Origin of the sequence: Sporosarcina sp. 6E9 (assembly GCF_017921835.1) — a bacterium.
Classification (GTDB): domain Bacteria; phylum Bacillota; class Bacilli; order Bacillales_A; family Planococcaceae; genus Sporosarcina.
The window spans coordinates 585738-601978 of sequence record NZ_JAGEMN010000001.1; the positions used below are offsets into that span (position 1 = coordinate 585738).

14 protein-coding genes are annotated in these 16241 nt (G+C 40.5%); 11 read left to right on the forward strand and 3 right to left on the reverse strand.

Going from position 1 to position 16241, the window contains the following annotated elements; all coding sequences use genetic code 11:
* Window positions 1-110: 110 nt before the first annotated feature.
* Window positions 111-1211: a M24 family metallopeptidase gene (locus J4G36_RS03115; RefSeq protein WP_246880383.1), complete on the reverse strand. Its 1101-nt coding sequence runs from the start codon at window positions 1209-1211 to the stop codon at window positions 111-113.
* 119 nt (window positions 1212-1330) lie between these two features.
* On the opposite strand from J4G36_RS03115, the gene J4G36_RS03120 reads away from it, so the two are divergent.
* A complete protein-coding gene (locus tag J4G36_RS03120; RefSeq protein ID WP_210468594.1) occupies window positions 1331-2011 on the forward strand; it encodes a metal-dependent hydrolase in 681 nt (226 codons plus the stop codon).
* A gap of 97 nt (window positions 2012-2108) precedes the next feature.
* Window positions 2109-3416, forward strand: a complete 1308-nt coding sequence (locus tag J4G36_RS03125; protein WP_210468595.1) for a DRTGG domain-containing protein — start codon at window positions 2109-2111, stop codon at window positions 3414-3416.
* Between the two features lie 41 nt (window positions 3417-3457).
* Here the strand turns inward: J4G36_RS03125 and J4G36_RS03130 are convergent, their stop codons facing one another.
* The gene (locus J4G36_RS03130) at window positions 3458-3775 is read right to left on the reverse strand and encodes a YtpI family protein (RefSeq protein ID WP_210468596.1); all 318 of its coding nucleotides are present in this window, start codon (window positions 3773-3775) and stop codon (window positions 3458-3460) included.
* Between the two features lie 97 nt (window positions 3776-3872).
* Between J4G36_RS03130 and J4G36_RS03135 the strand changes: the two genes are divergently transcribed.
* The 8 genes from J4G36_RS03135 to J4G36_RS03170 all read left to right on the forward strand — a co-directional run bounded on the left by J4G36_RS03135 (window position 3873) and on the right by J4G36_RS03170 (window position 13956).
* A complete protein-coding gene (locus J4G36_RS03135) occupies window positions 3873-4808 on the forward strand; it encodes a DHH family phosphoesterase (protein WP_210468597.1) in 936 nt (311 codons plus the stop codon).
* A 22-nt stretch (window positions 4809-4830) separates the two neighbouring features.
* Window positions 4831-7911 (forward strand): DNA polymerase III subunit alpha, encoded by a 3081-nt coding sequence (dnaE, locus tag J4G36_RS03140; RefSeq protein ID WP_210468598.1) that lies wholly within the window; start codon window positions 4831-4833, stop codon window positions 7909-7911.
* Between the two features lie 234 nt (window positions 7912-8145).
* Entirely contained in the window at window positions 8146-8820 is a 675-nt protein-coding gene (locus J4G36_RS03145; protein ID WP_368668714.1) for a FadR/GntR family transcriptional regulator, read from the forward strand.
* Window positions 8801-9658, forward strand: a complete 858-nt coding sequence (gene accD / locus J4G36_RS03150; protein WP_210468599.1) for an acetyl-CoA carboxylase, carboxyltransferase subunit beta — start codon at window positions 8801-8803, stop codon at window positions 9656-9658. Before J4G36_RS03145 ends, accD begins: the two co-directional genes overlap by 20 nt.
* A 1-nt stretch (window position 9659) precedes the next feature.
* Window positions 9660-10613, forward strand: coding sequence for an acetyl-CoA carboxylase carboxyl transferase subunit alpha (gene accA / locus J4G36_RS03155; RefSeq protein ID WP_210468600.1), 954 nt, complete (start codon window positions 9660-9662; stop codon window positions 10611-10613).
* 130 nt (window positions 10614-10743) lie between these two features.
* Window positions 10744-11703 carry a 6-phosphofructokinase gene (pfkA, locus tag J4G36_RS03160; RefSeq protein ID WP_210468602.1) on the forward strand — a complete coding sequence of 320 codons (960 nt, stop codon included), beginning with the start codon at window positions 10744-10746 and terminating at the stop codon, window positions 11701-11703.
* A gap of 47 nt (window positions 11704-11750) precedes the next feature.
* Entirely contained in the window at window positions 11751-13511 is a 1761-nt protein-coding gene (pyk, locus tag J4G36_RS03165; RefSeq protein WP_210468604.1) for a pyruvate kinase, read from the forward strand.
* A gap of 61 nt (window positions 13512-13572) precedes the next feature.
* Window positions 13573-13956 carry an FxsA family protein gene (locus J4G36_RS03170; RefSeq protein ID WP_210468606.1) on the forward strand — a complete coding sequence of 128 codons (384 nt, stop codon included), beginning with the start codon at window positions 13573-13575 and terminating at the stop codon, window positions 13954-13956.
* Here J4G36_RS03170 and J4G36_RS03175 read toward each other — a convergent pair.
* Entirely contained in the window at window positions 13946-14920 is a 975-nt protein-coding gene (locus tag J4G36_RS03175) for an AI-2E family transporter (RefSeq protein WP_210468607.1), read from the reverse strand. The two genes, J4G36_RS03170 and J4G36_RS03175, sit on opposite strands and share 11 nt — an antisense overlap.
* Window positions 14921-15100: 180 nt before the next feature.
* Between J4G36_RS03175 and citZ the strand changes: the two genes are divergently transcribed.
* On the forward strand, window positions 15101-16216 hold the full coding sequence (gene citZ / locus J4G36_RS03180) for a citrate synthase (protein WP_210468608.1): 1116 nt from the start codon (window positions 15101-15103) through the stop codon (window positions 16214-16216).
* The last annotated feature ends 25 nt before the right edge of the window (window positions 16217-16241 follow it).

The window sequence follows — 16241 nt, forward strand, 5'->3', positions numbered from 1 at the left end:
GCTATAAAGCAGGATCTCCTGTATGAAAATGTCAAACAACGAAAAACGAGTACTTGAACGAAAAATCATTCAAGTACTCAGACAGATTTTGATTTATTTTTTCTCTACGATTATTTCGGTTCAATAATTTGAAGTTCTTTTGGAAACTTCGTAAGGACTTCTACTCCGTTAGCTGTAACAACAACATCATCTTCAATGCGAACGCCTGTAACATCTGGTTTATAGATTCCAGGTTCGATTGTAAAGACCATGCCTTCTTCCAACGCCATTTCATTTGCACCTGTTATTGACGGGTATTCATGAACGGAAATTCCGAGACCATGTCCGATTCGATGTGTGAAATACTCACCAAATCCGGCATCATCGATAATGTTTCGCGCTGCCTCGTCGATTTCCTTCGCTTTAACACCAGGTCGAACTAAATCGACAGCTGCTTGTTCAGCTTTTTTGACAGTTTCATAAATTTCTCGTTTCGCCTCAGTCGGTTCACCGAAAGCGACAGTTCTTGTGATGTCAGAACAATAACCATTGTAAACAACGCCAAGGTCGAACAGTATGAAATCGCCTTGCTCGATTTTGCGATCTCCAGGAACTCCGTGCGGTGAGGCGGTTTTTGGACCGGAAAGTACCATCGTCTCGAAAGACATTTTTTGAACGCCTTTTTTCTTCATTTCAAATTCAATCGCCATGAGGATTTCAAGCTCTGTTTTACCTTCCGCAATTTCACGACAGCCTACTTCAATTGCATAATCGGCAAGTTCAGCTGCAATGCGCAAGTTAGCGAGTTCCTCTTCATTTTTAATAACTCTCATGCTGTTTAATTTTTCGTCAAGTCGGTGAAAGGTCGCCCCCTTGAATAATTCCGTCATGCGTTCTAGTCGTTCAACCGTCAAATGGGATTTCTCGATTGCGACTGATGCAGGAGCAATTTTGCGGTTTTCAACCGCCTTTAACACGACATCCCACGCATCTTCAGTGTCAACATGGCCGATTACCTCATGTGGCCAACCTGTTGCTTTTGCATCTGGAACTTCCATCAATGGGCAGATGAGAAAAGGGTCTGCGTCTTTGAATAGCATGACGCCTAAAAGTCGTTCGTGTGGGGTGCTGTCAAATCCAGATATGTAAAAAACATTATCAGGTGTCGTAATAAATGCCGCGTCAATGTCTTGTTCTTGTAAATACTTTTGAATTTCTGTTACGTTAGTCAAAGTAGTAGCCTCCTTATGTTCTAGCTTAATCATACCAAAAAAGAGGTGTTTCCGACAATATTATAGAAGGTAAGAGAGTGATGCTATTTATCTCGAATTATTAATTGGAGGGAATTTAGATGCAAATATCCTATCATGGTCATTCAATTGTCAAAATAAAAACAGGTGAATTTACGATTCTAATCGATCCATTCATAAATGGGAATAAGTTAACGGACCTCGTTGTTGAAAACGAGAAACCCGATGTGATATTGCTAACGCATGGACATAATGATCACGTCGGCGACACTGTGGAAATTGCAAAAGCGAACGATGCGCTTGTTGTGGCTCCGAATGAGCTGGCAATTTATATGGGTATGCAAGGTCTCCGTACGCATGGCATGAATTTGGGTGGCGCGAAAGAGTTTGAATTTGGAACTGTTAAATTCACACAAGCCTTTCATAGTTCATCCTACCAAACAGAAGATGATGAATTTATTTACACGGGTATGCCTGCAGGGATTTTATTCACGGCTGAAGGGAAAACAATTTATCATGCCGGAGACACGGCGCTCTTTGGAGATATGGAACTGATTGGTAGACGACATCCTATCGACGTTGCCTTTCTACCGATTGGCGATAATTTTACAATGGGACCAAAGGATGCGGCCTATGCGGTTAAATTATTAAATCCAAAATTAACAATTCCAGTTCATTTCAATACATTTCCGCCCATTGAACAAAATCCTGAAGTCTTTAAAGCACTTGTGCTCAAGCATGAGGTGAAGATAATGACGCCAGGTGAAGTATTCGAATGCTAAGTTTTCGATCCGGCCCTTATAATGAAGTGGCCGGATCGTTTTTATATTATTTTGTGGTAGAATAGACAATAGATACCACCATAGAAAAGGTGAAGAAATGTCGACCAAACATGAATTGATACTTCGTTATATTAAAGAACTTTCAGTTGGCGAAAAAATATCTGTTCGCCAAGTTGCAAAGGAACTTTCTGTCAGTGATGGAACTGCCTATCGTGCAATCAAAGAGGCGGAAAATCGAAAATTAGTCAATACGATTGAACGTGTCGGTACAATCCGCATTGAAAAGAAAAAAAGAGAAAGCATCGAGCGTTTAACATATGCTGAAGTGCTGAATATTGTAGATGGACAAGTACTCGGCGGACGCGCGGGGTTACATAAAACACTTACAAAATTCGTTATCGGGGCCATGCAATTAGGAGATATGATGCGCTACATAGAAGCGGGGAGTCTCCTGATTGTCGGGAACCGTATGAAAGCCCATGAAATTGCGCTAATGGCCGGAGCGGCCGTCCTGGTAACGGGCGGTTTTGAGGCAACCGATGAAGTGAAAAAGTTGGCGGATGAATTGGAGCTACCGATTATCTCGTCTAGTTATGATTCGTTTACAGTGGCAACGATGCTGAATCGGGCAATCTATGATCAATTGATTGAAAAAGAAATCTTGTTAGCAGCTGATATCTTAACGCCTTTATCCGAAACAGTCGTATTGTCGATTAAAGATACAGTGAAGGATTTTAATAAGCAGAATAAGAATACTGGCCACCTAGGTTATCCTGTAGTTAATCTCAAAGATAAATTAGTCGGTATTGTTACCTCAAGGGATATCATTGGGAATGCCGATGATGAAAAAATTGAGAAAGTAATGACGCGTAATCCGATTACGGTGACTGAAAATACGAGTGTAGCTGCTGCGGCGCATAGTATGATTTGGGAAGGGATAGATTTATTGCCCGTTGTAAATGAAACGGGTGAGTTCATAGGAATCGTTTCGCGCGAGGATGTTCTTAAATCATTTCAAACTGCACAACGGCAACCCCACCAGGGTGAAACCATCGATGACATTGTTAAAAAACAAATTAAAGTCGTTAAAGGTGATATCCCTTCAATTGAATTTACAGTTATTCCACAATTGACGAATCAGTTTGGGTCGTTATCAAGCGGTGCTATGATGACATTATTGACAGAAGCCGGAAACCGGGCGATTAAAATGCAAAAACGCGGCGAAGGCATCGCGGAAAACGTTTCTTTATATTTTATTCAACCCGTCCAACTCGGTACAATCGTGCGTGTGAATCCCAGAATTCTACAAATGAGTCGCAGATTTGTTAAAGTCGACTTTGATGTATTTGCAGATGATGAATTAGTTGCCAAAGCGATGGTCATGTATCAATTATTCGAAAGATAAGGCTTTACTTTTTCGAACAAAAAAACTAATGCACGAATGCATTAGTTAATTGGATTTATTTCTGCCTCTTCAATAACGAATTTTTTATAATGTGCATAACCGCGATAATTCACGATTAATACATATAAGCCAAGTGCAATAAACACTGCAGCTACAATATAATTTGCAATCTGATCAAATAAGATGACTTGGTTTATGCCGAAAAACAAAAGAAAACCACCAAGTGAGGCACCCGCCATGCTCGCATACATTTTCTTTCGGATAGGATGCATATGTGATGTTCGGAATTGCCGCATCTTAAAATAGATATAATATACAACAGAGACAATAATTAAAAATACAAATATGTAATTCAACATGTAAGTTCGCCCTCCATAACTAACAATCTAACTCTTATTGTATCGATTTTTGTCATGGAATGCGACTGGAATATATTTATACACGGAGGAATTTAGGATGAAAAGACAAATCATAGACACAATTGAGAAGTACGAAACAATCATTATCCATCGCCATATTCGGCCGGATCCGGATGCTTACGGTTCTCAAATGGGCTTGAAAGAATTAATAGTAGAAAATTATCCTGATAAAAAAGTCTATGCAGCCGGCGAACATGAAGAATCGCTAACATACTTGGGTACGCCGGACGTTGTGACGCTTTCAATGTATAAGGATGCGCTCGTTATTGTTACGGATACCGGCAACACCGAAAGAATCGATGGAGAGTTTTACACAGAAGGCGCTCTTCTCATGAAAATTGATCATCATCCAGATGCAGATCCATATGGCGATATTAAATGGGTAGATACAAGTGCTAGTTCGACATCAGAAATGATTACATCATTATTTGAATACGGAAAGAAAAAGAGAGATTGGACATTGCCGGTTACATCGGCACGATTGCTATTTGCAGGAATAGTTGGGGATACGGGACGATTTATGTTTCCAAGTGCTACCGTCAAAACGTTTGATATGGCAAGCGAACTTATAAAATACGAATTTAGTCGAGAAGATCTTTTTGCTGGCATGTATGAAGTGGATCGTAAAATCCTTCATCTCCAAGGCTACATCTATCAAAACTTCGAAATTGATGAAAACGGGGCCGCTTTTATCAAACTTGATAAAGAGATACTTGATAAGTTTAATGTTACACCAGTTGAAACATCGCAACTTGGTGGTTCATTGGGAGAAGTGAAAGGTATTCGTGCGTGGGCGATTTTAATAGAAGAAGAAAAACAAATTCGTGTACGTTTACGCTCTAAAGGACCAATTATAAATACGCTCGCTGCTCAATTTAATGGCGGGGGCCATCCACTTGCTTCGGGTGCTTCGGTTTATTCTTGGGAAGAAGCGGATGAATTGATCAGCAAACTGCAACAACTATGTAAATGAAAAATGGAGCGGAGGGAATTCAGTGACTCTAGTCTATCCGCAATTAGTAACGGGTGCAGACCTATTACGTGGAATCATAAAGTTAAATGAATTAGCCCCGCTTCTGAAAAGTAGAGGGGCTACAGTTGCGGCCATTGTCAACTCAAAATTATACGGTGTTCGCACATTTTCCAAAGTATTAAAACGCCATGGAATCCAACCGGTTATTGGACTATCAGTCAACTTGAACATTGGAGAAGAACGAGATGTTTTAGTTTATATTTATGCCCAAAACGATATCGGTTATCAAAACCTCATGAAAATTAGCAGTGCTATTTCGGTGGGGGAGACTGTAATTCTGCCTCTGCAATGGCTTAAAGCATATGGCGCTGGTTGTAGCATTATTTGTCCGATGACGGATTCTTCGTGGGAAGGATCACGCAGTGAGGAATCTATCCGTTTAATAAAAGAGCAGTGTAAGCAGTCTAATGTTTTTATTGGCATCTCACGGCCAGGCGGTAAAATACATGGTGATGAAAATACCATTGAGAATATTGCCGAATCAACAGCAATATCCATTACAGCTGTTTACGAATCGCGTTTCATTCGCCCAGAAGATTCATTCGCTTATGAAGTTGCGACGGCAATACGAACTGGCGAGAAAATAAGTGAGATGACAGATCAGAATAAAAATGAGTTTCAATATTTCTATATGCCGACAGAAGAAAATCTTAACCAATGGTTTAGCGGAAAAGAACATTGGCTTCAGAATGCTTCTTCGTTGCTTCAGTCGTGCAATGTTGAAATAACGAAAGAAAAATCATTAATGCCTGTATTTCCTTTGCCGGAAAATCAAGATTCAAAAACGTATTTACGAGAGAAATGTATAAAAGGGTTAACCGAAAGACTCGGGAAAACTGAAGATGTTTATTTACGACGGCTGGATTATGAGCTGTCTGTCATAAAGGAAATGGGTTTTACAGATTACTTTTTAATCGTTGAAGATTTCATTCGATTTTCAGCTGAAAATAATATTTTGACTGGACCGGGTCGGGGGTCATCAGCAGGATCTTTAGTTGCGTTTGCCCTTCGCATTACAGATGTCGACCCTATACAGTATGGACTTATTTTTGAACGTTTTTTAAACCCTGAAAGAAAATCAATGCCCGATATCGATATTGATTTTGCTGATAATCGCAGAGCGGAAGTTCTGCATTATGTCGCTGAAAAATATGGTAAAAATCATGTTGCACAAATCATAACGTTTGGAACGCTTACCGCCAGATCAGTAGCAAGAAATGTCGCGCGTGTTTTCGGTTTTTCGACCGAAGAAATGGCCTATTTATCGAGTGTGATTCCAAGTGGTTCTAAAATGACGCTTGAAAAAGCATTCGAAGAATCTTCCAAACTTCGGGATTGGATTGCAGTGGATCTATTTCGGCGTCAATGGTTCGATGCTGCGAGTTCCATAGAAGGTCTTCCGCGAAATGCATCAACACATGCAGCGGGCGTTGTGTTATCGCCAAAGCCACTCGTCGACACGGTCCCACTTCAAGACGGGGGAGACGGGATTTACTTGACCCAATGGCCAATGGGCGATGTCGAAGAACAAGGGTTATTAAAAATGGACTTTCTGGGTTTGCGAAATCTGACCTTGCTAGACAGAATTAGAAGACTTATTCACAAAGATAAAGGTGTTTTCATTAATTTTGAACAAATCCCACTCAATGATGCCAAAACTTTTGACGTGTTTAGACGAGGCGATACGACAGGTGTATTTCAATTTGAATCCGATGGTATGAGAGATACCTTGCGATTAATTCAACCAAATCGTTTTGAAGATATATTCGCGATTAACGCTTTGTATCGGCCGGGACCAATGGATAATATTCCTTTGTACAATAATAGGAAACATGGTAAAGAACAGATTACTTATATTCATCCATCGCTCGAACCGATTTTGAAAGAAACATACGGGGTTATTGTCTATCAAGAACAAATCATGGAAATCGCAGTGAAATTTGCCGGCTATACAATGGGCGAAGCAGATCTGCTCAGACGTGCTGTCAGTAAGAAAAATCACGATGTTTTGCAACACGAAAGAAATAAATTTATACAAAGTGCCGTGAAGCATGGCGTCCCAGAACAGGATGCAATCTCTATCTACGAATTAATCGTGAAGTTTGCCGATTATGGATTTCCAAAAAGTCACGCTGTCGCGTATTCGCTCATTTCTTATCGGCTCGCTTATTTAAAAGCGAATGAACCGGCCTATTTTTATGCTGCACTTCTGTCGTCGATGATGGGAAGCAACGAAAAAACGATAGAACTAATTGAAGAAGCCAAAGCTTATGGAATTCAAATACTACCACCCTCGATCAAAAGAAGTGAGTATGCATATACTGTTGAAAAAAATGCAGTTCGAATCGGACTAGGTTCTATCCGAGGGGTAACGAAAAACTTTTATACTGAATTATTCAGAGCAAGAAGTAATGGATCGAACTGGAAAACGATGTTTGATGTCGCCGCTAATCTCGGAAGTGACGTTTTCACCGAAAAAGTCATAAGCCCGCTAATTAAAGCTGGCGCATTTGACGAGTTTGGAGAGAAGCGTGCCACACTATTAGCTTCAATAGATGCCGCAATTTCACACGCAATGTTTGTAGGGCCGAATGACAGTGAAGATTTACTTACTCCCATAATACCGTCAATCGCCAATCCCAAATACACAATCGGCGGAAAAATGCCGCGAATGATCATGTTGGAATACGAAAGGGAAGTGCTTGGCTTCTATCTATCCGAACATCCTGCACTACAACTAAAGAAAAACTATGAAGGAAAATTCATGAATGCATCTTCTATATCAACGATGCGAGACAGAGAACATATGATCATCATCGGCCTGATTACAGAAGTGAAGCGCATACGCACGAAAAAAGGGGAGTCAATGGCATTCGTTTCAGTCCAAGACGAAACGGGGACAGTGTCCTGCACATTCTTCCCAAGAAACTATGCCGAATCAAACTTACTCCTAACTGAAATGGCCATGATACGAGTAGAGGGAACTGTTGAAACCAGAAGAGGCAAACCTCAAATTCTCGTTCAAAAAGCCTATAAGGTTTGAATTAAACAGAACTAAGTTTTTTCACTTGAAAATGTTTCGGAGCCTGTGGATGTGCGTGGAATACGTCCGATCGGAACTGAAATCAGCGATTCAATTATAAACTATATATATGATAAGAGTTTGAATTTTCACCTTTTCCTACTTTCACTTTACGTTCAGCAAAATTTTCTGTATGCTTAAAGACAGCAGTGGTCTGACCACCGAAAAAATTGTTGTTTCCAGAGGAGCACAGAAGTGGAAATTCATAAAGCACCATCAAAAATGTATTTAGATATCGTTCATGAATTACGATACATTATTAAAAATGAAGGTATTAAAACAGGTGGGAAACTTCCTTCTGAACGTGTATTGGCTGAACGATTACAAGTAGGTAGATCAACCATTCGCGAGGCGCTCCGTAGCTTAGAACTTCTAGGACTTATCGAGACGAAGCGCGGCGAAGGAACATTTTTAGCCGATTTTCAAAAACATCAATTCGTCGAAGTCTTAGCCGACTTCATCATGCAACAGCCAGATTCAGTTGTTGATGTACATGAAACGAGAAGGATTCATGAAATCAGCGCGATCAAAGCGGTTAGCCGAAATAGCAGTTTTCGTGAATTGCCAGTATGGGAAAGCCTACTCTCGAAGATTGAACACAATGGAGAAATCCTACGTGAAGATTTAATCAGAGAAATGATCATAGCGACTGGAAATCGACTTTCATTAAAAATTTGGTTTCTATTAAAACAATACAGCATGGTTCGATTAGATGCCATGACGCATGGAGTGGAAAACCCATTAGTTAAAGAAATGCTACAAGCAGTCCGCTTAGGAAATGAACAGGCGGCACTAGCGGCATATAAGAAATGGATTGATGTAGTTGAAAGAGAGAGAAGGGAAGAGAGTAATGATTCGCGACATTTTTAAAAGAAATCGTACGCAAAAAGAGGCAACGATGCCTTCTAATAATAAAAATGATGTTCCTGAAGGGATCATGACAAAGTGTCCGGAATGTAAAAAAGTCACTTTGACAAAAGAACTCATAAATGCATTGAAAGTATGCCCTAATTGTGATCATCACTTTAGAATGACAGCTGCAGAACGAGTAGCTATCCTTTTTGATAAGGACAGTTTTATATCTATTGATGATCATTTGAAAACCCAAAACCCGTTAAACTTCCCTGCCTATACCGAAAAGGTGGAAGAAGATGCAAAAAAGACGGGTTTAAATGAAGCTGTATTAACAGGAACTGGAAAGATTGACGGACGCGAGGTCGCAGTTGCAATTATGGATTCACATTTTAGAATGGGGTCAATGGGCTCAGTTGTAGGTGAGAAAATAACGCGTGCAATAGAAATGGCAACAGAACGCAAAATCCCGATGCTCATCTTTACAGCGAGCGGCGGCGCCAGAATGCAAGAAGGTGTTCTATCCCTAATGCAAATGGCGAAAACGAGCGTGGCGTTAAATCGTCATTCACAGCACGGTTTGCTTTATATTTCAATTATGACCTATCCGACAACGGGTGGCGTTTCAGCAAGCTTTGCATCCGTAGGCGACATTAATATTGCTGAACCCAAAGCACTCATTGGTTTTGCGGGTAGACGTGTAATCGAGCAAACTGTTAGGGAAAAACTCCCTGATGATTTCCAGACGGCCGAGTTTCTTCTCGAACATGGTCAGCTAGACGCGGTTGTTCATCGTTCGCATATGAAAGATGTTCTTTCTAATATTGTTAAACTTCACGTAAAGGAGACTAAATGAATTGGGTAAAACATTAGCATTTGAAGAGCCAATCGTTAGGCTTCGAGAAAAAATCGAGGAACTTGAACAATTCACGATTGATTCGGACGTGAATTTATCAGAAGAAATTGAGACACTGAAAATACGTTTGAAGAATCTAGAAGAAGATATCTATGGTAATATGGAAGCTTGGGATCGCGTACAAGTCGCGAGACATCCACAACGCCCAACTACATTGGATTATATAGCTCAACTTTTTGAAGATTTCATTCAGCTGCATGGGGATCGTAATTACGGTGATGATGAAGCAATCGTTGGCGGAATTGCGTCATTCGATTCTAGGCCGATTACCGTAATTGGACACCAACGTGGAAAAGATACCAAAGAAAACGTTCGACGGAATTTCGGGATGCCACATCCGGAAGGCTATCGTAAAGCGCTTCGTTTAATGAAACAAGCGGAAAAGTTCAACAGACCAATCATTTGTTTTATTGATACAAAAGGTGCTTATCCTGGGAAGGCAGCAGAAGAACGCGGGCAGAGTGAAGCAATTGCGCGAAACTTAGTTGAAATGGCCGGGTTAACTGTACCGGTAATTTCTATCGTCATTGGCGAAGGTGGAAGTGGTGGCGCTTTAGCACTTGGTGTAGCCAACCATATTCATATGTTAGAGCACTCTACCTATTCGGTTATTTCGCCCGAAGGTGCTGCTTCAATTTTATGGAAAGATGCCAGTTTATCCAAACAAGCGGCTGAAGCCATGAAAATCACTGCACCAGATTTGAAAGAGATTGGAATTATTGATAAGATTATTCCTGAAATATTGGGCGGTGCACATCGCGATTTAAAGCAACAAGCTGTTTACATTGGCGATGCGATAAGAACCTCTTTAGAGGCGTTAACTTTGCTGAATGAAGAGGAAGTAATTGCGAAACGTTATGAAAAGTTCCGTGAAATTGGTATATTTGGAGAGTAAATAAATTTAACGCTGTTTAACGAATAGCATAAGAGTAATACAAGCACACTTTAAGTGTGCTTGTATGCGTTGAAAATCTACTTTTTATATTTATTCGACAGCTTATATTATTCGAATAGGAGAGAATACTATGAAGAAAATTGCTGTTTTAACAAGTGGTGGAGATGCACCTGGGATGAATGCAGCAGTACGTGCTGTTGTTCGGAAAGCTATTTTTGATGGTCTTGAGGTTGCCGGAGTTTATAATGGCTATCAAGGCTTAATTGACGGTAAAATTAAGAATATGGAACTTGGGTCGGTGGGTGATATCATCCAACGCGGAGGCACCATGCTTCGTTCCGCAAGATGTCCCGAATTTCTTTCTGATGAAGGTCGGGATAAAGCAGTAGAACAAATTAAAGAGCACGGGATTGAAGGACTAGTTGTTATTGGTGGAGACGGCTCATTTAGAGGCGCATACGAATTAACCAAGTTAGGTATCCCATGCGTTTGTGTGCCGGCAACGATTGATAATGACATTAATGGGACAGAGTTCACGATTGGTTTCGACACAGCTCTGAATACGATTGTCGATGCAATTGATAAAATCAGGGATACGGCAACTTCGCATGAGCGGACTTTCATTATTGAAGTGATGGGACGCGATGCGGGAGATTTAGCGCTATGGGCTGGACTGGCCGGCGGTGCAGAAACGATTCTGATTCCGGAAGAAAACTTTGATATTGACGACATTGTCGAGCGTCTGGCTAGTGGAACAGGCAGGGGTAAAAAACACAGTATCATCATTGTTGCTGAAGGTGTGATGTCCGCAAATGAACTTGCCAAGATATTACGAGACACGGCCGATATCGACAACCGATATTCTGTACTCGGTCATGTTCAACGTGGCGGCTCGCCATCCGTCAGAGACCGTGTAATCGCAAGTCAATTTGGGGCCAGGGCAGTAGAGGTATTATTGGAAGGTCATGGAGGCAAAGCGATTGGCATGCAAAAAAATCAAGTGGTAGACTATAACTTAGAAGACGTCTTTGCTGATCATCACGAAACAGATATGACGATGTATAAATTATCTCAAGAACTTTCAATTTAAAAGTACAGTACTAACACTATTTTATTTATAAAGGGAGAAACTACTAGATGAGAAAAACGAAGATTGTTTGTACAATTGGTCCGGCAAGCGAAACACCAGAAATACTTGAAGAGCTGATAGATGCGGGGATGAACGTCGCCCGATTAAACTTCTCCCATGGAGATCATGCCGAACACAAAGCAAGAATTGACAGAATCAACGAAGCGGCAAGGAAAAAAGGGAAAGTAGTCGGGATTTTACTTGACACAAGAGGCCCTGAAATTCGAACTCACTCTATGAAAGATGGACGAGTTGACCTTGTGACAGGACAATATCTTAACATTTCTATGACTGAAGTCGAAGGAAATAGCGATGTGTTTTCGGTTACATACGATAAGCTAATCGAAGATGTTGGGGTTGGATCGACCATTCTTCTCGATGATGGGCTTATTCAACTTGAGGTGATTGGAAAAGATGAAGATAACGGCTTAATTAAAACACTTGTAATTAACTCAGGTACCCTTAAAAACAAAAAAGGCGTAAACGTCCCAGGTGTTCAAGTCCAATTACCTGGAATGACAGAAAAAGACGCAAACGATATTTTATTTGGCATTAAAGAAGGTGTCGATTTTATCGCGGCGTCATTTGTTCGACGTGCTTCAGATGTGATGGAAATTAGAAGTCTTCTCGAAGAAAATGATGGAGCAGATCTACAAATCATACCAAAGATTGAAAACCAAGAAGGTGTCGATAACATCGATGAAATCATTACGGTATCTGATGGCCTGATGGTTGCTCGTGGTGATTTGGGTGTTGAAATTCCTTCAGAAGAAGTACCCTTAATTCAGAAAAAGCTTATCGAAAAATGTAACCAAGCAGGAAAGCCTGTAATTACGGCTACGCAAATGTTGGACTCCATGCAACATAATCCGCGTCCAACTCGTGCCGAGGCGAGCGATGTTGCAAACGCAATATTAGACGGTTCAGACGCAATCATGTTGTCAGGTGAAACTGCTGCAGGCTTGTATCCGGTAGAATCAGTAAAAACAATGGTTAAAATCGCACTTCATACGGAAGAAGCAGTGGACTATCGCTCACTCGTTTCAACACGCAGACGCGAAAAACAAGGCAACTTGACAGAGGCGATAGGTCAATCCGCAGCTTATACCGCTTTAAATCTTAATGTTAAGGCTGTTCTTGCTCCGACTAGAAGCGGTCACACTGCGAAAATGATTGCAAAATATCGTCCAGGTTGTCCGGTAATTGCTTTAACTTCGTCAGAGAAATGTTCGAAAAAACTTTCACTCGTTTGGGGAATTTATCCGATTGTCGGAAAAGATGTGAAATCGATTGATGAAATACTACAAGAGTCGGTTGAGGAAAGCGTTAAACATCAGTACGTCACTCATGGAGATGTTGTCATTATCACAGCTGGAGTTCCAGTCGGTGAAGTAGGCACAACGAATCTGATGAAAATCCATGTTATTGGTGATTTACTAACTCGCGGTCAAGGAATTGGCCGTACTGTTGCTCACGGACGCGCAGTTGTTGTTAATAATGCAGAAGAAGCCTTGAAAAAAGACACTGATGGCGCAATTATTGTCACAATGGGATCTGACCGTGACATGATGCCGGCGATCGAGAAATGTGCGGGGCTAATCACGGAAGAGAGCGGGCTTACAAGCCATGCTGCAGTTGTGGGACTTAGCTTGGGCATTCCGGTTATTGTCGGTGTAGAAAATGCAACTACTGTAATTGAAGACGGGAAAGACATTACGATGGATGCTGAATCCGGCGTAATTTATAAAGGTCACGCTAGCGTACTTTAAAAAAATCATGGCTGCTTCCGAATCATCGGTTAGCAGCCTTTTTTAGGAGGTTTTTGCATATATGAGATGGCTCATCCTATTATTTATTGTCGTCCCAACAGCGGAGTTGGCGTTACTTATTTATTCGGGAAATACTTTGGGTTTATTACCAACCATCGGGATTATTTTACTCACTGGAATCGGCGGTGGCTACTTAGCAAAAAAACAAGGAACAAAAGCGTGGAACGAGTTTAGACACAAAATGACAACAATGGAGACACCGGGAACTGCATTAATAGACGGTGTTTGCATATTTATTGGCGGACTTATGTTACTGATGCCGGGATTTATCACCGATGCAGTCGGCCTGTTTTTGTTGTTTAAGGGTCCGAGAAATCTACTAAGGCCTTTTATTATTAGTTGGTTGGCTAAGAAAATGAAAAGCGGTCGAATTGTTATTCGGTGAAAAGTGGATGTTGTTTAACTTTATAGGCAGCAAATAAGAGAAAAGGCGATAATAGAATACCTACAAAACCAAACAAGTAAACCGAACAAGCCATGATTAAAAATGCATGAACTGGTTTAAGTTGAAAGGTTGAGGCCCACATATAGGATTCGGTAAATTGTCGCGTCGTTATTGTCAATAAATAAAGGAAAGCTAATGATATTCCAATGTATAAATTTCCCGTGTGTATGAAAAATACAATCATTGGAATCAAGAATATTCCTATTCCTAGAAAAGGCAATCCGTCTACGAGTGAAATTAGGAACGCGATTCCAAATGGCGATTTGAATTTCAAGACGGAAAATCCAATTGATAAAATAATAAATGTTAAAAAAATCAATCGTGCTTCAACAGAAACAAATGTGCCAATTACGCTACTTGCTTCCGAAAGTGATTTTTTAGCTTGTTTGCGCATTTCTACTGGAAAATAAACGAGAAACCAAAACCGGTTTTTTCCGGACTCTCGTAACGCAAAAAAGAAAGCCAAAAGGAAAATGAAAAAACTAATGAGCCGTTGGAACAAGGTTTGGATCATCAAGAGTGTATATTCAAGAATTGCCTGTCCATATTGAATGATCTTACTTTCGAGGAAAGAAAGCACTTTGCTAATCATATTGGTATTTAATGTTAAGGGCGTGAGGTGTCGCTCAACTGCTGGAACGAGCTCCATTATTCCATGAATGCCGACATATATAAACGAGCCGGTAAGAAAGAATAGAATAAGAATAACGAAAATTGTTGCAAGCGTTAATGGTAATCTTGTCAATGAATTGACTGCAGTCAGAAGAGGTGCAGTAAAATAAGCCGCGATAACTGCAAACGCCACTGGCGGAAATAGAAAAATAACAATGATTGTTAGAATGATTGGCAGCCATTTTACCAAAAAAACTTTAGCAGTTTTTTGATTTTTATTATGAATTGACATCTTAAACTCCTTTACTAATTATTATAAAAATAAGCGTTTTCATTCACAAAGATGACAAAGTTGACTATAATGAATTATGTAAGCAAAAAAAGAATAAGAAGATAAATGTTGAAAGGCCGCTACACCACTTTAAATACGATTGTGCGAAGTATGGCCCCATAAACAAAAGGAGCGATTTACATGACATCAACCAAGGGATTAGAAGGAGTCGTCGCGACACAGTCTGCCATCAGTTCAATTATTGATGATACTCTTACATATGTCGGATATGACATTGACGACCTCGCTAATAATGCCAGTTTTGAAGAAGTTATCTATCTTCTTTGGCATCAGCGATTACCAAAAGAGGACGAGCTTGCTGAACTTAAACATCAACTAATTTCAAATATGACAGTTCCTCAGGAAGTATACGATCACTTTAAAATGTATCCAATTGACAAAGTACATCCTATGTCGGCTTTGCGCACTGCAGTTTCCCTTCTCGGATTATACGATGAAAAATCAGAAGATATGTCCGATGAAGCAAACTATGAAAAAGCGATTAAAATCCAAGCCAAAATTGTTACTTTGGTAACGGCATTCGGTCGAATCCGTAAAGGGTTAGAACCAATCGCTCCAAAAGCAGATTTAGGTTATGCTGCAAACTTCTTATACATGTTATCTGGAAATGAGCCTGATGCAATTGAAGTTGAAGCTTTCGACAAAGCGCTTGTACTTCATGCAGACCATGAATTGAATGCATCTACATTTACTGCACGCGTATGTGTAGCAACATTGTCGGATATGTACTCGGGCGTAACAGCAGCAATCAGTGCTCTAAAAGGTCCTTTACACGGCGGAGCGAATGAGCAAGTCATGAAAATGCTTGCGGAAATCGGTTCGGTAGACAAGGCAGAAGCTTATATTAAAGATAAACTTGCAAACAAAGAAAAGATTATGGGATTCGGCCACCGTGTTTACCGTAAAGGTGATCCACGTGCGAAACATCTTCGTGAAATGTCCAAAAAACTTACGGCATTACGCGGTGAGGAAAAATGGTACGAGATGTCTGTTAAGATTGAAGAAGTCTTTACAGCTGAAAAGAATCTACCACCAAACGTAGATTTCTATTCTGCATCTGTCTATCATTCTCTTGGCATTGATCATGATTTGTTCACGCCGATTTTTGCAGTTTCGCGTGTATCAGGTTGGATTGCGCATATTCGCGAGCAATATGCAAACAACCGCTTAATCCGTCCACGTGCGGATTATACTGGTCCAGGCATGCAGAAATATGTTCCAATTAACGAACGATAAAAAAACTTGGTGGCTTCTTTAATAG

Excerpts from the sequence above, each read along its gene's own strand:
- J4G36_RS03120 (WP_210468594.1), top strand. The coding sequence starts at position 1,331 with ATGCAAATATCCTATCATGGTCATTCAATTGTCAAAATAAAAACAGGT.
- J4G36_RS03125 (WP_210468595.1), top strand. The coding sequence starts at position 2,109 with ATGTCGACCAAACATGAATTGATACTTCGTTATATTAAAGAACTTTCA.
- J4G36_RS03130 (WP_210468596.1), bottom strand. The coding sequence starts at position 3,775 with ATGTTGAATTACATATTTGTATTTTTAATTATTGTCTCTGTTGTATAT.
- J4G36_RS03135 (WP_210468597.1), top strand. The coding sequence starts at position 3,873 with ATGAAAAGACAAATCATAGACACAATTGAGAAGTACGAAACAATCATT.
- accD (WP_210468599.1), top strand. The coding sequence starts at position 8,801 with ATGATTCGCGACATTTTTAAAAGAAATCGTACGCAAAAAGAGGCAACG.
- pfkA (WP_210468602.1), top strand. The coding sequence starts at position 10,744 with ATGAAGAAAATTGCTGTTTTAACAAGTGGTGGAGATGCACCTGGGATG.
- pyk (WP_210468604.1), top strand. The coding sequence starts at position 11,751 with ATGAGAAAAACGAAGATTGTTTGTACAATTGGTCCGGCAAGCGAAACA.
- J4G36_RS03170 (WP_210468606.1), top strand. The coding sequence starts at position 13,573 with ATGAGATGGCTCATCCTATTATTTATTGTCGTCCCAACAGCGGAGTTG.
- J4G36_RS03175 (WP_210468607.1), bottom strand. The coding sequence starts at position 14,920 with ATGTCAATTCATAATAAAAATCAAAAAACTGCTAAAGTTTTTTTGGTA.
- citZ (WP_210468608.1), top strand. The coding sequence starts at position 15,101 with ATGACATCAACCAAGGGATTAGAAGGAGTCGTCGCGACACAGTCTGCC.